Consider the following 17,404-nt stretch of genomic DNA (forward strand, 5'->3'; position numbering starts at 1 on the left):
GACTGGAGCAGTCAAGCTTTTGACTCCAATCTACTGCACCGGGGAACATCCGTCAAACGGTCGCGTCGGCGCCGCAGCCGATCTATGCGTATCGCTGCGTCTTGGCGGCGAGATTCTTCTTGATGAAGGCGATGCGCTGCCGGACATAGAAATCGCGGCTCTCGCCCTTGAGCTCCGAAGGAGTCACGGAGGAACGGGAGCCGTTGTCGATAATCGTCAGCCGGCCGTCATCGTAGAATTTGAAGGTCAGATCGCGGAAGGGGCGGTGGCGTTCGACAAATCGAAGGTGGTTGCAATTCATCTCGATCACGCTCCAGATCAAGGAATGGAGGAACGTTTGTTCCTGTTTTGATTATAGCAAACATTTGTTCGCGTGGAAAGTGTTTTTTCAATCCCGTACACTGGTGGAATAAGGATGACAACGATTGCAGGCCGGCAGCGAATTCATGCCGGACCGCCAGAAGGAGTGCAGCAGCGCCATGATCCATATCGCCCATCTCAAGAAACAGTTGCCCGCCGGCCCGACCGTGCTCGACGACATCAGCTTCCGGGCGGACGACGGGGAATTCATCGCCATCAAGGGAGCGAGCGGCAGCGGGAAGTCGATGCTGCTCAAATGCCTCGCGCTTCACGAAAGCTGGACCTCCGGAACGTACAAGCTGGACGGCAAGGAAGTGCCGACGACCTGGTCGGGCCGCTATCGGATCCGCCGCCAGGTCGCGCTGATCGAGGAGAAGCCGTCGCTTCATCCCGGCCGCACCGCGCTCAAGAACGTGCTCGTCGGCTCGGCGGCGCAGGCATCCGTCTTCCGGCGGCTGACCGGCATGGTCCGCAGCGACGACTACATGGGCGCGATGGACACGATCGAGAAGCTCGGCCTGCTCGACAAAGCCCACAGCAAGGCGGACAAGCTGAGCGGCGGCGAGCGGCAGCGCGTCGCCATCGCCCGAGCGCTCGTCCACGGCGCCAAGGTGCTGCTCGCGGACGAGCCGGTGTCCGGACTCGACCCTCACGCGGCGGAGAAGGTGCTCGGCGATCTCAAGCGGCTGTGCAAGGAGCAGGGGCTGATCGTGATCGCCGTGCTCCATCAGGGCGACTGGGCCGAGCGCTACGCCGACCGCATCATCGGGCTGAACAGCGGCAAAGTCGCGCTGCAGGTGAACGGCCGCAGGCTGACCGAGCGCGAAAAGAACTTGCTTTGACCAAGCGGCATGATTTTCCGCCCTCCCTTCATACAATCGGAATGATCGATTCTATGGATATGGCAGGTGGAGAATCATGCCGTTCGTGCAACCGGCTTCCGTACACACGAGCCGCGTCGTCAGGCCCAAGACCGAGCTGCTGCTGCCGGTCGTCTCGATCGCAGGCGAGGAGGAGGCGACAGCCGCGATCAACGGCTCGATCCGCTCGGCGGCGCGGATGCTGATGGAGGAGCAGGGCTCGCTGGACGATCCCCGCTCCGAGATGCTCGGCTTTTACGAGCTCAAGAACAACCAGAAGGGCGTGCTCAGCCTCTCGCTCTTCAACTACGCCTATACCGGCGGAGCGCACGGCCTGACGCTGCAGCGCTCGCTCACCTTCCTGAACGACGAAGGCAAGCCGATTCCGCTGTCCGGGCTGTTCAAGCCGGGCTCCGACTACCGCAAGCGGCTGTCGGAGCTGGTGGCGCGCCAGATCAAGCAGCGGGACATCCAGACGCTGCAGCCGTTCGAGGGCATCCGGCCCGACCAGGATTACTACATCGCCGACCGCGCGCTCGTCATCTGGTTCAGCGTGTACGAGATCACCCCTTACGTGTTCGGTTTTCCTTATTTTCCGATTTCCGTCTACGACCTGACCGACCTGATCCGCGAGGACGGTCCGCTCGGCGTCATGGACGTCAACGATTAAGGGAGCGAAGGGGGACGAGGGCATGTGGATCTGGATCGGATTCGGCATGTACGGAGCGGCGGCGCTGGCATGGCTTGCCGTGTTCGCGGCGGCGGAGCGGCGGCGCCAGCTCGGCGGATACCAGTCGCTGACGAAGTACGCGGCCTACATCCAGTTCATGCAGGACAAGAGCGAGCTGAACCGATACGGATATGCGCAGCGGCTGAAAAGGGCGTTCGGGCCGTTCGCCGCGTTCGCGCTGCCGTTCAACGCGATGGCGCTGCTCGGCGGCGGAGCGCTGTTCCTGCATGTCGCCGGACCGGGGGCGGCCGGCGGGCTTATCCTGTGGGCCTGGCCGCTGCTCGGCCTGGGTGCGCTGGCCGTGCATGCGGTGTCGGCGGAGCTGATGTCCGCCGTGCCGACGGCCAAAGGAACGTCCCACGCGGCCGAATGGCTGGCCGGGAAGGCGGCCGGCAGAGCGAGCGGCTTGCTGCGGCTCGGCGGCCAGTGGGCGCTCGCGGCCTGGATGAGCCTGGAGGCGGCCCGCTGGCTCGGCCAGTCCTGGCAGGGCTGGCTCGGCGGATCAGCCGCCGCGGTCGCGGCAGTCGCGCTGGCGTTCGCGCTGGCGCTGCAAGGACTCGTTTGCCTGGCCGGCAACGGCTGCTTCGGCTTCGTGCAGCGGGCGGTCGCCGCCGTCCAGATCGGCTGCTGCCTGCTGCTGCTGGCGCTGCTCGCCGGGGCGCTGTGGCCGAACTACTCGCTGCCGTCGATCTTGCCGCCGCTCGGTCAAGGCGCGGGGACGGGCGCCGTTCCGCTGAACGCCGACTGGGCGCTCGGCGCGCTGCTGCTGTGGAGGCTGTTCCTGTCCGGCGGAGCGGCGGAAGCCGCGGCCGAGGAGACGGTGGAGCCGCGGATGCGCCTGCCCTGGGGACAGTTCCAGTCGGCGGCTTATCTATACACGGGCGGCTACGTGCTGCTGGCGCTGGCCGCCATGTACGCCGCGTCCCGGCCGCTCGGCGGCGCAGCCGGCGCGTGGCTCCACCCCGTCAGCTCGGCCATTGCGAGCTCGCCGGGCGCGGTGCTGGCGCTTGACGCGCTGGTCGCGGTCAGCCTGCTGGGCGGCTCGCTCTCGCTGCTGTTCGCCTCGACGAGGCTTGCCGGCGCGCTCGCCCGCGACAGCAGCCATCCCGCCCTGGCCCGGCTCGCGCGGGTTGCCGTCAAGCGGCGCACCTACGACGGAGCCGCCATGCTGGCCGTCCTGGCGGCAGCGGCGCTTGCCGCAGGCTCGGCGCTGCTGCCGGCTTCCGGCGGCGCGCAGACGGCCTTCCTGCTCGCGCTCGGCGTCATGCTGCATCATGGAGCGCTGCTGCTTCCGCTCTCCGGCCTGCTGCGGCTGCGTCGGGGGCAGGAGCATCCGGCGCTGGCTCCGCTCTGGTCGCCCGGGCCCGCGCGCGGGCTGCTGCGCTGGACAGCGGCCGCCGTCCTGGCCGTTGTCGCGGCGGCCGCGGCCGCCATCAGCCCGGCCGCCCTGGCCGCGGCGCTGGTCTGGCTCGCGGCGGCGCTGCTCGCTTCACGGCCGCTTGCCGCCGCAGGAGCGGCGGACAGCCGCAGCCTGCCGAGCCGCCAGGAGCTGCTGCAGCTGGAGCGCTCCCATCCCCAATAGGCTCGGGAAATGTTGGGCCTGACTATTTCCCGGGGAAGCGCAGAATGCAACACGATTAAAAAAGTTTCGACACGCCCTGTCGCAAAGACGGCTTTCGGTGTCGAGAAGAGGGGGCGGGTTGCCGGAGGGCGCCCGCTTCTTTTATAATGGGCCGGAAAGGGAGGCGGAAGCAGGTGGAGCATAAGGAGCGCAAGATCGTTTCGGTCAATGTCGGCTTGCCGGCGGCTGTCCGCCACGGCAGCCAGACGGTCATGACCGGCATCTTCAAATATCCGAGCGAAGGCGCGGTGCGGCTCGGAAGGACCGGGCCGGATGGGGACGGACAAGCCGACCTCAAGCATCACGGCGGGCCGGACAAGGCAGTCTGCGCCTATTCCGGACATCATTACCCGGAGTGGGAGCAGCGGCTGGAGCGGCAGCTCGGCTGGGGAGCTTTCGGCGAGAACCTGACGCTGAGCGGGATGGATGAGGAAGCGGTCGTCATCGGCGACCGCTATCGCTGCGGACAGGCGCTGCTGGAGGTCAGCCAGCCTCGTCAGCCTTGCTTCAAGCTCGGGCTGAGGCATGAGGAGCCGCAGCTGACGCTATGGGTCCAGCAGAGCGGGCGGACCGGCTATTATTTCCGCGTCGTCGAAGAAGGAGAGGCCGCAGCCGGCATGGAGCTGTCGCTGGAGCATCGCCCCGCGCACGGCATGACCGTCGCCGAGGCGAACCGCATCTACTACACGGCCAAGAAGGACGCGCAGGCGATCCGCGAGCTGCTGGTCGTGCCGGAGCTGGCCGACAGCTGGCGGACGGTCTTGTCCTCCCGGCTCGAATCGCTTTGACGAAGCCGGGTTCAGAGGGCCCTTTTGGATAAGGGCCATTTTACGGAGGCGTTACCTTTGTAAGTCGAATTATGTAAACCATTAATCCTCTTAACTAAAAGACGGCCGAAACCGAAAAAGACCGGCCGCGAGCGCGGACCGGTCCAGAATTGGCTTCGATCATGCTCTTGCGAGCAGATGATCGGCGATCTTGACGCCGTGGAAGCGTCCCGTCTCGATGAAGATCTCGTTCGCTTCATGCCGAGAGGCGACGACGCCGGCGAGGTAGACGCCCGGCACGTTCGTCTGCATCGTGTCGGAGTCGAAGTATGGATAGCCCTCCGGCTCGATTGCCACGCCGATGGAGCGGAGGAAGTCGCGATCCGGATGGAAGCCGGTCAGCGCGAGCACGAAATCGTTCGGCAGCTTGGCCTGCTCGCCGTCCTCGCTCTGCACGACGATGCTCGCGGGCGCGATCTCGACGACGCGGGAGTGGAACAGCATGCGGATTCGCTCTTTGCGGACGAGGCTCTCGAACACGGGCAGCACCCACGGCTTGATCGATGGGGAATAAGCCGGCTTGCGGTAGACGACCGTCACCTTGGCCCCGGCCCGCTCAAGCTCCAGCGCGGCGTCGATGGCCGAGTTGCTGCCGCCGATGATCGCGACGTCCATGCCGGTATACGGATGGGCTTCGCGGAAAAAGTGGCTGACCTTGGGCAAGTCCTCGCCGGGAATGCCGATCCGGTTCGGATGATCGAAGTAGCCGGTGGCGACGACGACCGCCGCGCAGCGGTAGGCCCGCTCCTCGCCATGCCTCGTCCGCGTGCTCAGCGCGAAGCCGTCCGGCTGCGGCACGACGGACTCGACCTTCTCGTAGGCGTGGACGCGGACGCCGCCGCGCAGCGCGACGGTGCGGTAGTAGTTGAGCGCCTCCAGCCGCGTCGGCTTCTCCTGCGCGGTCGTGAACGGCACGCCGCCGATCTCCAGCAGCTCCGGGGAGCTGAAGAAGCTCAGGTAGGTCGGGTACTGGGAAATGGAGTGGACGAGATTCTCTTTTTCGATGATGAGCGCGTCGATGCCGCGGGCTCGCAGCTCGAGAGCCGCGGCCAGGCCGCATGGTCCGGCGCCGATGATGATGACTTGTTCCTGCTGCAACGTACCTTCAACCTCCGTTCGGACGCCTTGCCGGCGCCTGCTGTACTAGCTATTGTACCTTCGCCTGATTTTGGAGGCAACCGCAGGCTTTCTCTATGGCGCAGAGGGGATTTCATGTATAATGGATTCACTAACACGGTTATGTGGCTTATAGAGGGGGATCTGGAATGCAGCGGAGATTTGTGATTGAAGCGGTCATGGTGGCGACTTATGGACAGCTGCTCGTTCCGAGCCTGCCGGTTGACTTCGTGCTGCCTTACTCCACGGTTCTGGAGCTATACGAGATGAAGGACAGCCCGGAGCCCGTCATGGACGATCCGACCGAGGACGCTTTCGTGCGGGGCAAGATCGGCGAGCTGATCCTATTTTTCGAGGATTCGCTCAACCGCAAGAAGATCGAGCGCGCTTTGACGGTGCCGTGGAGGGAGAGCTCTCCGCTCATCCTGAACGACCGCATCCAGTTTACGGTCGTGAACGCGGTGGACAATGCGCATTATGGAGAATATTTCGATCCGGTGGAGACAGAGCTGCTGCTGACGGCCTCCAAGTTCGATATTCCGATCCTGTCGGATCAATACGAGTTCCAGGATCGGCTGATCGAGGCGGAGGTGCCGGTGCAGGTATTCGACATCGAGGACTTCGACTACGCGGTCGAAGAAGGAGCGCAGCCTCAGCTGTTCGACCACTAGGAACTGCGGCTTCAGCGCAGCTGCTAGACCGCTAGGAACTGCGGCTTTGGCGCAGCTGTTCGACCGCCAGGCTGCGGCTTCGCCGCGAATCCGGCGGGACCGGGAGGCTAGCCTTCCCGGTTCCGTTCGCGGTCGATCGCTTCCTGCATCGTCTTGTCCGTCAGATGGGCATAGATCTGGGTCGTGTCCGGCGAAGCGTGACCGAGCTGCTCCTGCGTCTTGTACAGGTCGTTGCGCAAATAATAATCCGTCGCGAACGAATGCCGCAGCTTGTGCACGGACAGATACGGCTTGCCGAACCGCTTGGCGTACTTGAGGACCATCTCCTGGATGGCCCTTTTTGTCATGCGCGAGCCTTCCGTCTTGCCGTTGGCGACGGCGAGGAACAGCGCCTTCTCCTTGCGGGGAGCGGCGTAGCGGCTGTCCCGCAGCTGCAGGTAGGCCTGCAGGTCCTCCACCGCCTGCTGGCGGAAATAGACCGGCGTCTTGAACGTATCGTCGTTGCTGCCCTTGCGGTACGCATAGACGAGCTTTTTTTTGAGATCAAGATCGTCGACGTTCAGGTTGACGACCTCGGAGACGCGCAGGCCGGAGTGGAGGATGAGGCTGACGATGCAGCAGTCGCGCGTCGAATTTTTCTCGAAGGCGTGCAGCGCCTGCTTGCTGAGCGCGGGATCCTGGCCGTACTCGGACTTGACGAAGCGGAGGAATTCGTCGAGCTCCTCCTCCTGCAGCAGCTTGCCCTCGAGCTTGGCGGCCGTATCCTTGGGCTTATGCGTGCGCTTGATCGCGACCTTGGCCATCACGTTGCGCTTGAGCAGCGGATAGAAGTCCTCGTCCTCGGCGATCTGGCTCAAATAATGAAAGAGCGAGCGGAGGGAGCTGAGCTTGCGCGAGACGGTCGTGCGGCTGTTGGCGTGCAGCGGCTTGGACGCCAGGAACATGCGGTAGCCGTCGATGCTGTCCATGCGCAGCTTCTCGAGCTCCTCGAGCTTTACATCGGACAGGGCGGGGCCTTCCGCCAAGCCTTCGGCGATCAGCCAGCCGAGGAAGGCCTCATAGTCCCGCACGTATTCGAGCAGCGAGGAGGGGGAGAGGTCGGGCAGCTTGTAGTTGATGAATTTCTCGATATACCACGGCATGGAGGGAACGCGCCGATCCAGCTCCATGCGGTCCTTCACCTTCAAGATGTTCATGAGCGGCTCCTCCAATCTTTTCCTCCGTATTGTAGCAACTGCCGTTTCCCCCGACAAGCTTCCGTGCGGCATGCTTACTTTCTAAGGATAGTTATGTAAACCTTTAACGGCATTTAAAAAACCGCTCGGTAAAACCGGGCGGTCAGACCAAACCAAGATGATCGATCAGGATGAACGGAACGTCAACGTAATGAGCAGCGCCTCGCTGCGGCTGAACAGCCGGACCGGCGGTCCCCAGCTGCCGAAGCCGGAGGAGACGAACACATGCGTGAGCGACTTGCGCATGTAGCCCCAATCGAGCTCGAACAGGCGGCGCGTGACGAGATGGTTGGGGGCGAACTGGCCGCGATGCGTATGGCCGCACAGCAGGACGTCCGCGCCGGCCGCGGCCGCTTCGGCGAAGCCGTACGGCTGATGGTCCAGCAGCACGATCGGCGCCGAGGAGTCGATATCGCGCAGCAGCTCGGCTGTCGGCAGCCGGCCTGCGCCGGGCAGCGACTCGGCGGTGCGGTCCTTGCGGCCGGCGATGACGATGCCTCCCGCATCGATCCATTCGTCCTGCAGCACCGGAATGCCCGCCTGCTTCATCGCCCCGACGTAGGCGGGGATGTCTCCGCCATAATATTCGTGGTTGCCGAGCACCGCGTACGTGCCGAGCGGCGCCTTCAGCTGCGAGATGACCTCCGCCATGCGCAGATGGAGGAAAGGCTTGACGCTGTCGTCGAGCACGTCGCCCGGCAGCAGGATCAAGTCCGGCCGCAGCTCCTGGCTGATGCGGACAAGCTTTCTCAGATGGCGCTTGCCGACGATGTCGCCGAGATGGATGTCGGACGCGACGAGCAGCGTCACGCTGTCCCGATCCGCCATCGGCTTGTCCACCTGCACGCTGTGGCGCCGCACGATCGGGCTGAACGCGTTGCGCGTGCCCCAGGCGAGCAGGACGAGCAGGAGCAGCAGCACGGTCCAGCCGGCGGCGCCGGCATAAGCGTCGAACGAGACGCCTGCAGCGCGGGCGGCGAGCCAGCCGAGATCGGCGAGCGGCAGCAGCAGGATGAGGTATTCCAGCGCGGCGATGGAGTAGGAGGCGGCGGCTTTGAACAAGCGCGCCGGCAGCGCTCCCCAGAAGCGGACGAGCGCCATCGCGAGGAAGTACGAGACGGACGCGAGCACGACGGCCGTCCACATGCCGATTCCCGGCGACAAGCCTTGGCTGGCGAGGAATAGCGAGAGATTCCACCCGATATAATAGATCAGGGCGGCGTAGATCACGATGACGGATACGAGGGCAAGCCATCTGCGGCTCATGCGGGCATTCTCCTTTTTGGCTGTCAATCGGGCTTCGTAGACTAGCGTAACTGGTTTTGTAACTTTGTTGCAACTTATCTCGCAGCCGGCCCGTTTATAATGGTACCAACAGCTGATTCACCCCTTGCGAGCAAGGGTAATGAACGTCAAGCTCTTGTCACAAGTCCTAGCTTTGCGAAAGGGAGACGAGCCACATGAAAAAAAGTCTCATCAGCATTCTCGCCACCGCCTCGATCCTGTTCTATTTCATCTCCACGGCCAATGCCGTAGGCGGAGACTATCAGCCGGTGCAAAAGACGGCCGACACCCAAACCGACTATATCGAATCCATCACCCATAAAGAAGGCAAATGGTACATAACGGTCGATCCGATCGAATGGTACGAAGGCAAGGAAGCCGACGAGCAGTTCCTGAAGCATGAGCCGGACAGCGGCCTGGACGGCGCTCCGGACGGCTATTATATCGTCAATGACGATACGACGGCGACTACGTACGAGATCTCGCCGGATGCAGCCGTGCTCATGCAGCTGTACGACCGCACGGGAGACCCGGCCGAGCTGGAGACGCAGTGGAACGAGCCGGTCGCTCTCGACGAGTTCGCCAAGCTGTATGCCAAGAACGACGTGCTCGACCTCGCCGACTTCCCGTATCATCTGACGGTCAAGGACGGCGTCGTGACGAAGATCGTGCAGCAGTTTATTCCTTGATGCACCCCATGGAGCATCGGCTGATGCATCGCTCGACCAGTTTAATCAAAAAATCCTTCGGCCCTCAAGCGGCCGAAGGATTTTTATTTTCTGCGCTCATTCCATCCTCATTCCGCGACGGCTGGTGCAGACGCCGGCTCTTCCGCCGAGCGGCGGGAAGGGACGAGCAGCAGCAGGCTGACGAGCGAGACGAAGATCGTCGCGCCCATATCCGACAGGATGGCGATCCAGAGCGTGAGCCAGCCCGGGATCGTCAGCAGCAGAGCGACGAGCTTGAGGCCGAGCGCGACCGCAAGATTGAAGCGGATGATCCGGTTCGTGCGCTTGGCGGTGCGGATCGCCTCGGGCAGCTTGCCGAGATGATCCTGCATGAGCACGAGATCGGCCGTCTCGATCGCGCTGTCCGTGCCTTTGCCCATGGCGATGCCGAGATCGGAGGCGGCGAGCGCCGGCGCGTCGTTGATGCCGTCGCCGATCATCGCGACCTTGCCTGCGGCTTTGAGCCGGTTGACGCGCTCGACCTTGTCCGCGGGCAGCAGTCCGGCTGCCGTCTCGTCGACGCCGGCTGCCGCGGCCATGCGGCGGGCGGCGGCTTCATGGTCGCCGGTCAGCATGACGGTGCGGGCGATGCCGGCGCGGCGCAGCTCGCGGACGACGCCGGGCGTCTCCGGCCGCAGCTCGTCGGAGATGCCGAACAGGCCGAGCAGCCGGCTCTCGTCCGCCAGCGCGACGAGCGTCAAGCCCTGCTCGCGGTACGCTCGGAGCGCCTCGGCCGCCTCCGCATGCGGGAGGATGCCGAGCTCCTCCAGCGCAGCGGGGCTGCCGAGCGAGTACTTCGTGCCGCCGAGCGCGGCAGCGAGCCCTTTGCCGGGTACGGCCGTCGTTTCCGCCGTCTCGTAGGCGATGCCGCGCTCCTCGATGTAGGCGAGCACCGCCTTGGCGAGCGGATGGGCGGAGCCGCTTTCCATCGCGGCCGCGACCGGGAGGAAGCGGTCGTCCCAACTCGCCGCCTCGGCCACATGCGGATGTCCCTTCGTCAGCGTGCCGGTCTTGTCAAAGGCGATGATGCGGATGCGGCCGAGCTGCTCGAGATGGGCGCCGCCTTTGACCAGGATGCCTTCCCGCGCGAGGCGCGTAATGCCGGCGAGGATCGCGACCGGCGAGGAGAGGATGAGCGCGCACGGGCAGCCGACGATGAGCACGGCGAGTCCTTCGTACAGCCAGTGGCGCCACTCGCCGCCGAGCAGCAGCGGCGGGACGAGCATGACCAGCACGGCGATGATCATGATCGCCGGCGTATAGTAGCGGGAAAAGCGGTTGATGAACAGCTCGGTCGGCGTCTTGGACTCCTGCGCCTCCTGGACGAGCTGGAGAATTTTCGCCAGGGAGGACTCCGAGTACGATTTTTCGATCCGGACCGTCAGGCTGCCCTCCTGGTTGAGGCTGCCGCCGAATACGGCGTCGCCGGGCTTCTTGTCGACCGGGATCGGCTCGCCGGTGATGGCGGCTTCGTTGACGGAGCTGCTGCCGGTGACGATGACGCCGTCGGAAGGGATTTGCGAGCCTGCGGCGACCAGCACCGTCTGGCCGGCGGACAGGCGGGATACGGGAATACGCCGCGTCGCGCCGTCCTCCAGCAGCATCGCTTCCTTCGGCGCCGCTTCGAGCAGGCGGTCCATCGACTCGCGGGCGCGGTTCATGCCGAGCCCTTCGAGCAGCTCGTTGACGCCGAACAGGATCGCGACGAGCGCTGCTTCCTTCCACTCCTCGATGGCGACGGCGCCGATGAGCGCGACGGTCATGAGCGTGTCGATCGTGAAGCGGAGGCTCGCCAGATTGCGCAGCCCTTTCCAGAACGTCCGCCAGCCGCTGAGCGCGATCGCGCCGAGATAGAGCGGGATGGAGACGGCGGACGGCACGCGGTCGCCGAGCAGGACGGCGGCCAGCAGCAGCGCGAGGCTGATGCCGAGCTGCGCGTAGATGCCGCGACCGGAGGCATGGTCGTGATCGTGGTCATGATCATGACCGTGCGCGTGTCCAGGAGCGCTTGCCTGGTCTTGCTCCTGCGCTTGGGCGACATGCTTGCGAAGGTCCGCTTGGCCGTGGCTATGTTCGTGCCTGCTGTCAACATCATGATGGACTCCAGCGTGACCGTGCCCGTGAGCGTGGCCATGTGCATCATTGCTGTCATCATCATGGACCCCATCGTGGGCATCTGCATCGTGGCCATGCTCATGAGAGTGTCCCGCCCCGCAGCAGGAGGCGGGGGCTTCTTCTGGAACGGCCGAAGCCGATCGTTCCGCGAGGATCGAAGCGCCGTCGGTCTTCAGTATTTTGCGCACCTTGTCCATAGGCACGCGTTCATCCATGACGAGGCGCGCGGATGAAAAATGAAGCGCGGCCGTATCGCCATGAGGAAGCTTGCGGATCTGCCGCTCCAGATCGGCGGCGCAGTTGCCGCAGCTGAGTCCTTTTACCCGATATTCCAGCAAGGGGCATCTTCCTTCCTTGACCATACGCATGAATACTTGCTCATATGATATGATTGTTTGCTGGAATGGTCAACCGATTGGGACAATTATCCCTAAAAATTAATGATGTCCGTAAAACTTCCGTTTAATGCCGGCGATTGGTATAATGAAGGTCAATGGATACGGATCGGAGGCAGAGGCGGATGAATACGGATGCGAAAAGCCAGGCAGGGGCCGAGGTGGAGGAGGCCGCTTGGCGCGAGGACGAGCCGTCCGAGCTGGAGGGCGAGCACGCGGCGCCCGAGCAGCCCCGCGATCTAAGCGCGGTCAAGGCGGCGATGCTCGACGACCGCTCCGCGCTGCAGCTGGCCGACTGGCTCAAGGCGCTGAGCGATCCGACAAGGGTCAAGCTCGTCGACGCGCTCATGCACAGCGAGCTGTGCGTGCATGATCTGACCGTGCTGCTCGGAATGAACCAATCCGCCGTCTCCCATCAGCTGCGCTATTTGCGCAACATGCGGATCGTGAAGCGCCGCAAGGAAGGCAAGACGGTGTACTATTCGCTCGACGACGATCACGTCGAACAAGTGTTCCGACAGACGCTCGAGCATGTCCGGCATTCCTGAGCTCAGGAATGCCGTTTTTCCCGGCTCAAAAGTTGCGTGAAATACATATTTTACGCAACTTCGATTTTAAGAGACTTTTAGCAGGAACGAGAAGGAGTGGGGAAGGTTGTCCGTGACGGTGCATGAGCTGCAAGAGGCCTATGGCGAGGAGCTGGAGCTGTTCCGCATCTGGATGAAGAACCAGGGCATGACGCTGTCGACGGAACGGGCGTATGTCGCCGACGTGCGTCTCTATCTCGCGTCCTTGTATCCCGAAGCGCTCGAGCGCAGCGGCAAGCTGGACATCATGCGCTATCTGTCCGCGAGCCGCGAGCGGGGAGCGGGAGACGAGGCGCGCAACCGCAAGCTGAGCTCCCTGCGGGCGTTCTATCGGGCGCTCAACGAGATGGACCGGCTGCAGGCCAATCCGGCCGCGCTCACGCCCAAGTCGCGCCAGCAGAAAAACCGCATGCCGGTCTATTTGGACGAGGAGCAGCTGCAGGAGCTGTTCGGGCATGTCGGAGGCAAGCACCAGGAACGGAATCTGTCGATCCTGCTGCTCATGGCGTACGCCGGACTGCGGGTCGGGGAGATCCATCGGCTCAACTCGTTCGATCTCAAGCCGGACGGGACGCTGTCGGTGCTCGGCAAAGGACGGAAATGGCGCTATCTGCCGCTGCCGGACAGTCTCGCCCGGCTGCTGCGGCGCCTGGAGGACGACAGCCGCGGCCGGATGCGGCAAGGCAAGGAGCAGCCGATGTTCGTCAGCCAGCTCGGACGCCGCCTGTCGGTCCGCATGATCCAGACGATCGCGGACCGCACGCTGGAGCGGCTGCAGGGCGAGCGGCCGGAGCTGGCGATGAAGAAGCTGTCGAGCCACAAGCTGCGCCACAGCTTCGCGACGATGCAGATCCGCAGCGGCACGGACATCCGCACGCTGCAGGAGCTGCTCGGCCATGCGAGCATCGAGACGACGCAGATCTACACGCATATCGACAACGCGCAGATGAAGACGGCGATGGAGCGCATGTCCGCCAAGCTGCCGGAGCTGCGGGAGGGCCGTCCTCGCTGAGCGGGCCAAGGCTTGCCGGATGGACGGGGCATGACAGCGAAAAACCGGAAAGGCGTAATGGGCGTGCCGGGGGGAGACTTCGGTTATAGCGGTTTCCGCTCTGTCGAGGAGGACGTTTTCGTGTTCAAAGGAAGAGTGCGAAGAGACAGGAACGGGAAAGTAGATGAGGCGAATTAAAAAGACAGGTTCGGCTGAGGCCGGACCTGTCTGTCGTTGAAGCGCTTGTCAACCGAGCGATCCGCTCGGCAGCAGCTCGGAGATGGCCACCTTGCGGCCTTCGGCGGAGCTGCGGATCGCGCCGAACACCATCGCCATGCTGAGCAGGTTGTCGCGGCAGTCCGTCTCCGAGGGACGGCCGCCATGCAGCGCGTCGAACATCTCGGCGATGCAGCGGTGATGCCACGGCTCGCCCGCCTCGTCAGGAGACGTGTCGATGCGCTGCGAGCTGCGGATGAACGCCTGCTCCTGGCCGGCGGGATCGACGACTTCCGCGTAAGGCGAGCCTTCGCCGTCCCAGAGCGCCGTTCCGGTCGAGCCGATGACGCGCCACTGGGCTTCCCAGGAGGTCGGAGCTCCTTCCGAGCACCAGGAGCCCCGGTAGCTGAATACGCTGCCGTCCGACATCTCGAAGATGCACAGCGCCGAAGCCGCGCCCTTGTACCAGGAGCCGGGCGGGTTGAACTCCTGGCAGTAGACGGACACGGGATCGGCGCCGAGCAGCAGCCGCGCCTGGTCGAACGTATGGATCGCCATGTCGAGGATGAGCGGGCTGTCCATCAGGTCGCGGAAGCCGCCGAAGTGGGCGCCGATGAAAAAGTCCGCTCCGGCGAAGCCCGGCGTGCCGATCGCGCCGCCGGCGATCAGCTTGCGGAAGGCGCGGATGCGCGGGTCGAAGCGCCGGTTCTGCATGACGGCATGCATGCGGCCCGTCTCGGAGGCGGTCCGGACGACGTCGAGGCAGGCTTCCCAGCTTTCGGCCAGCGGCTTTTCGGTGAAGACGTCGCAGCCGAGCCGCATCGCCGTCTGGCTGATGACATGATGGCTCGCCGGAATGGTCACGTCGAAGACGAGATCGGCGCCGCTTTCCGCAATCGCCTGCTCCAGGTCCGTGTAGACGCCGCAGCTCAGGCCGTGCTTGTCCCGCATGCCCTCTGCCGCCTCGAGGCGGACGTCGACAAGGCCGACGATGTCGGCGTCGTCGCGGGTCAAAGCATACTCGACCCAGGTATGGGCCATGCCGCCGCAGCCGGCGACGACGATCCGGCGGCGCGGGGAAGATAAGGTTCGGTTCATGGGGATGAGAGCCTCCTCTAGGGAATCCGGTTGTCGGCCAGGGCAGCAGCGGACCGAGAACGATCTGCCTTGCTGACCGTGCCGATGTTGGTTTATGATGAACTCAATCAGGCTTAGTATAAGCGCTGTCAATCGGCGCGGCTCTAGCCGATCTTGGGGAATACCACTCTTATCTTGGCGGTGCATCGCATGAAGGATGGAATCCGGCTGCGGGAGCGCAATCCGCTCGATCCGCTGTTTCCGGCCAAGGTCTACGTCAACCGTGCCGAGGATACGGCTCCGGGACAGAATATTTTGTTCCTGCATTGGCATGAGCATTTCGAGCTGATCGCCATGCGGCGGGGCAAGGCGGTCTTCCATCTGAACAGCGAGCCGTTCGAGGCGGAGCCGGGAACCGTGCTGCTCGTGCAGGCGGGCGACCTGCATGCCGGCTACAGCCGCTTCGGCGGAGCGGCCGAATACGTATCGGTCGTGTTCAGCGGCGCGCTGCTGCGCGACTGGAGCGGCGATCCCGGCTATGCGGAGCTGCTCCAGCCTTATCTGGACGGCCAAGGGCGGCTTCACCCGCTCGGCGCGAGCGGGGAGACGGAGCTCGCGGAGCGCGTCATCGCCGACATCGCCGCCGGCACGGCGGGCGGGCGGCTGCTAGCGCGGACCGGCCTGCTGCTGCTGCTGGCGCGCGCGGCGGCCGCGCAGCCCGCTCCCGCGCCGGCGAGGCCGCGAGAGGCGCAGCTGCGGCAGGAGCGCTTCAAGCAGCTGCTCCGCCATGTGGAGGCGAGCTGCGCGGACAAGCATACGATCGAGGACGCGGCGGCGCGCGTGCGGATGGATCCGTTCCATTTTTGCAAAGTGTTCAAGAAGCTGACGGGCAGCACGTACATCGACTATGTGAACCAGGTGCGCATGCAGGAGGCGATGCGGCTGCTTCGCCAGGAGGACTGCAGCGTCGCCGAGGCGGCGGAGCGCGTCGGCTGCGGCAACGCGAACTATTTCACCAAGCTGTTCAAGCGGTACAACGGCATGACGCCGTCGGAAGCGAAAAAGCTCGGACCCGGCGGCGGGCAGCCGTGAGCAGCACCAACGATGCGGAGGGAAGCGGGCATGGCAGAAGCGGATTTTTCCACCAAGCATGAGCAGCTGATCGCCTATATGGAAAAGCTGGAGGTCGGCGCGCGCGTCTCGGTGCGGAAGATCGCCCAGGCGATGGACGTCAGCGAGGGCACCGCCTATCGGGCGATCAAGGACGCCGAGGCGCGCGGCATCGTCAGCACGAAGCTGCGGACCGGCACGGTGCGCGTCGACAGCAGCAAGCGCGAGAAGATCGACCGGCTGACGTTCGGAGAGATCGTCGCGATCGTCGACGGCCAGGTGCTCGGCGGCGAGGCGGGCCTCGGCAAGCCGCTCAGCAAGTTCGTCATCGGCGCGATGCAGCTCGAGGCGATGATGGGCTATATCGAGCCGGACAACCTGCTCATCGTCGGCAATCGCGAAAAGGCGCATTTGAGCGCACTCTCGCTCGGAGCCGGGGTGCTCGTGACGGGCGGCTTCGGCGCGACGCCGGAAGCCGTCGCGCTCGCCGACCGGCTGGAGCTGCCGATCCTGAGCAGCGCGTACGATACGTTCACGGTCGCCGCGCTCATCAACCGCGCGATCTACGACCGGCTGATCAAAAAGCAGATCGTGCTCGTCGCGGACATCATGAATGCGGACGAGCCCGTCGCGTCGCTGCCGGAAGAAGCGACCGTCGCCGACGCGATGGCCGTCATCGAGCAGACGAACCACAACCGCTTCCCGGTCGTCGACCGCGAGCGGCGCCCGGTTGGCATGGTGACGACGAAGGATCTCATCGGCGCTTCGCCCGCCGAGCCGATCGCCGAGCGGATGACGCCTCAGCCGAAGACATGCACGCCGCAGACGTCGGTCGCGACGGCGGGGCACCGCATGGTCGCAGAGTCGATCGAGCTGCTGCCGGTCGTCGATGCGGAAGGGAGGCTGAGCGGCGTCATCAGCCGCAAGGACGTGCTGCAGGCGATGCAGCAGATCCAGCATCAGCCGCAGAACGGCGAGACGCTGGAGGACCAGATCCGCCGCCGCTTCGTCTCCGGGCAGGAAGCGGACGGACGCCTTTATTACGAAGGGCCGGCCGAAGCGCTGTTCAGCAGCCCGATGGGGCACTTGTCGGAAGGCGTGCTCGCCGGGCTCGTCCATCATGCCGCGGCGCGGGCGCTGCGCGATCATCGGCGCGGCAACCTGATCGCCGACAGCCAGTCGGTCTACTACCTCGCGCCGGTGGAGATCGACCAGACGCTCCGCCTGTACCCGGAGCTGATCGAGCTGAGCCGCAAGTTCTGCAAGATCGAGATCCAGGTATATGCCGACGGGCGCAAGGTCGCCCAGTCGATGCTGACGGCGAGGCTGATGGAGCCGTGAGGCGGCTTGACGCGGCAGAGGCATGGCAGCATCCCGTCATGCCGTCAGAGAGCCGCGCCGCTGCGGACCATAGCTTGTACGATTCCAACTTGAATCGCCAATTAAGAGAACGAGACGAAGCTGCGATGCAGCGGCTTCGT

The 17,404-nt window shown here is 64.4% G+C and carries 16 protein-coding genes; 11 read left to right on the forward strand and 5 right to left on the reverse strand.

The features are described 5' to 3' along the window. Nucleotides 1-19: 19 nt before the first annotated feature. The 5 genes from B8V81_RS25395 (at nt 20) to B8V81_RS21185 (ending at nt 4,359) form a co-directional block, all read left to right on the forward strand. Nucleotides 20-352, forward strand: coding sequence for a hypothetical protein (locus B8V81_RS25395; protein ID WP_153783556.1), 333 nt, complete (start codon nt 20-22; stop codon nt 350-352). Between the two features lie 127 nt (nt 353-479). After that, nucleotides 480-1,202 (forward strand): phosphonate ABC transporter ATP-binding protein, encoded by a 723-nt coding sequence (locus B8V81_RS21170; protein ID WP_028597702.1) that lies wholly within the window; start codon nt 480-482, stop codon nt 1,200-1,202. A 76-nt stretch (nt 1,203-1,278) separates the two neighbouring features. Further along, nucleotides 1,279-1,890 (forward strand): DUF3298 and DUF4163 domain-containing protein, encoded by a 612-nt coding sequence (locus B8V81_RS21175; RefSeq protein WP_028597703.1) that lies wholly within the window; start codon nt 1,279-1,281, stop codon nt 1,888-1,890. A 22-nt stretch (nt 1,891-1,912) separates the two neighbouring features. After that, nucleotides 1,913-3,532: an amino acid permease gene (locus B8V81_RS21180; RefSeq protein WP_043110952.1), complete on the forward strand. Its 1,620-nt coding sequence runs from the start codon at nt 1,913-1,915 to the stop codon at nt 3,530-3,532. A 173-nt stretch (nt 3,533-3,705) separates the two neighbouring features. After that, nucleotides 3,706-4,359 (forward strand): MOSC domain-containing protein, encoded by a 654-nt coding sequence (locus B8V81_RS21185; protein WP_028597705.1) that lies wholly within the window; start codon nt 3,706-3,708, stop codon nt 4,357-4,359. A gap of 159 nt (nt 4,360-4,518) precedes the next feature. Here B8V81_RS21185 and B8V81_RS21190 read toward each other — a convergent pair whose 3' ends face one another. After that, entirely contained in the window at nt 4,519-5,496 is a 978-nt protein-coding gene (locus tag B8V81_RS21190) for a YpdA family putative bacillithiol disulfide reductase (protein WP_028597706.1), read from the reverse strand. Between the two features lie 167 nt (nt 5,497-5,663). Here B8V81_RS21190 and B8V81_RS21195 point away from each other — a divergent pair, with 167 nt between their 5' ends. Beyond that, complete coding sequence (locus B8V81_RS21195; RefSeq protein WP_028597707.1) at nt 5,664-6,185, forward strand: hypothetical protein; 522 nt, start codon at nt 5,664-5,666, stop codon at nt 6,183-6,185. Between the two features lie 107 nt (nt 6,186-6,292). On the opposite strand, the gene xerS is transcribed toward B8V81_RS21195, so the two are convergent. Both xerS and B8V81_RS21205 read right to left on the reverse strand, forming a co-directional pair. Next, nucleotides 6,293-7,381 carry a tyrosine recombinase XerS gene (xerS, locus tag B8V81_RS21200; RefSeq protein WP_028597708.1) on the reverse strand — a complete coding sequence of 363 codons (1,089 nt, stop codon included), beginning with the start codon at nt 7,379-7,381 and terminating at the stop codon, nt 6,293-6,295. A gap of 165 nt (nt 7,382-7,546) precedes the next feature. Beyond that, nucleotides 7,547-8,686 carry a metallophosphoesterase gene (locus B8V81_RS21205; RefSeq protein ID WP_028597709.1) on the reverse strand — a complete coding sequence of 380 codons (1,140 nt, stop codon included), beginning with the start codon at nt 8,684-8,686 and terminating at the stop codon, nt 7,547-7,549. A gap of 194 nt (nt 8,687-8,880) precedes the next feature. Between B8V81_RS21205 and B8V81_RS21210 the strand changes: the two genes are divergently transcribed. Next, nucleotides 8,881-9,393, forward strand: coding sequence for a hypothetical protein (locus B8V81_RS21210; protein ID WP_043110953.1), 513 nt, complete (start codon nt 8,881-8,883; stop codon nt 9,391-9,393). Between the two features lie 107 nt (nt 9,394-9,500). Here B8V81_RS21210 and B8V81_RS21215 read toward each other — a convergent pair whose 3' ends face one another. Then, nucleotides 9,501-11,885 (reverse strand): heavy metal translocating P-type ATPase, encoded by a 2,385-nt coding sequence (locus tag B8V81_RS21215; protein ID WP_043110954.1) that lies wholly within the window; start codon nt 11,883-11,885, stop codon nt 9,501-9,503. 182 nt (nt 11,886-12,067) lie between these two features. On the opposite strand from B8V81_RS21215, the gene B8V81_RS21220 reads away from it, so the two are divergent. Together B8V81_RS21220 and B8V81_RS21225 are read left to right on the forward strand one after the other, a co-directional pair. After that, complete coding sequence (locus B8V81_RS21220) at nt 12,068-12,490, forward strand: ArsR/SmtB family transcription factor (protein ID WP_084136675.1); 423 nt, start codon at nt 12,068-12,070, stop codon at nt 12,488-12,490. Nucleotides 12,491-12,602: 112 nt separating this feature from the next. Beyond that, the gene (locus tag B8V81_RS21225) at nt 12,603-13,541 is read left to right on the forward strand and encodes a tyrosine-type recombinase/integrase (protein ID WP_228551860.1); all 939 of its coding nucleotides are present in this window, start codon (nt 12,603-12,605) and stop codon (nt 13,539-13,541) included. A gap of 225 nt (nt 13,542-13,766) precedes the next feature. On the opposite strand, the gene B8V81_RS21230 is transcribed toward B8V81_RS21225, so the two are convergent. After that, nucleotides 13,767-14,834, reverse strand: coding sequence for a Gfo/Idh/MocA family protein (locus tag B8V81_RS21230; protein WP_028597713.1), 1,068 nt, complete (start codon nt 14,832-14,834; stop codon nt 13,767-13,769). A 189-nt stretch (nt 14,835-15,023) separates the two neighbouring features. Here B8V81_RS21230 and B8V81_RS21235 point away from each other — a divergent pair, with 189 nt between their 5' ends. Together B8V81_RS21235 and B8V81_RS21240 are read left to right on the forward strand one after the other, a co-directional pair. Next, nucleotides 15,024-15,905, forward strand: coding sequence for a helix-turn-helix transcriptional regulator (locus B8V81_RS21235; RefSeq protein WP_028597714.1), 882 nt, complete (start codon nt 15,024-15,026; stop codon nt 15,903-15,905). Between the two features lie 30 nt (nt 15,906-15,935). Then, on the forward strand, nt 15,936-17,264 hold the full coding sequence (locus tag B8V81_RS21240; RefSeq protein WP_028597715.1) for a DRTGG domain-containing protein: 1,329 nt from the start codon (nt 15,936-15,938) through the stop codon (nt 17,262-17,264). The last annotated feature ends 140 nt before the right edge of the window (nt 17,265-17,404 follow it).

Source organism: Paenibacillus pasadenensis, assembly GCF_002864175.1.
GTDB lineage: Bacteria > Bacillota > Bacilli > Paenibacillales > Paenibacillaceae > Paenibacillus_O > Paenibacillus_O pasadenensis.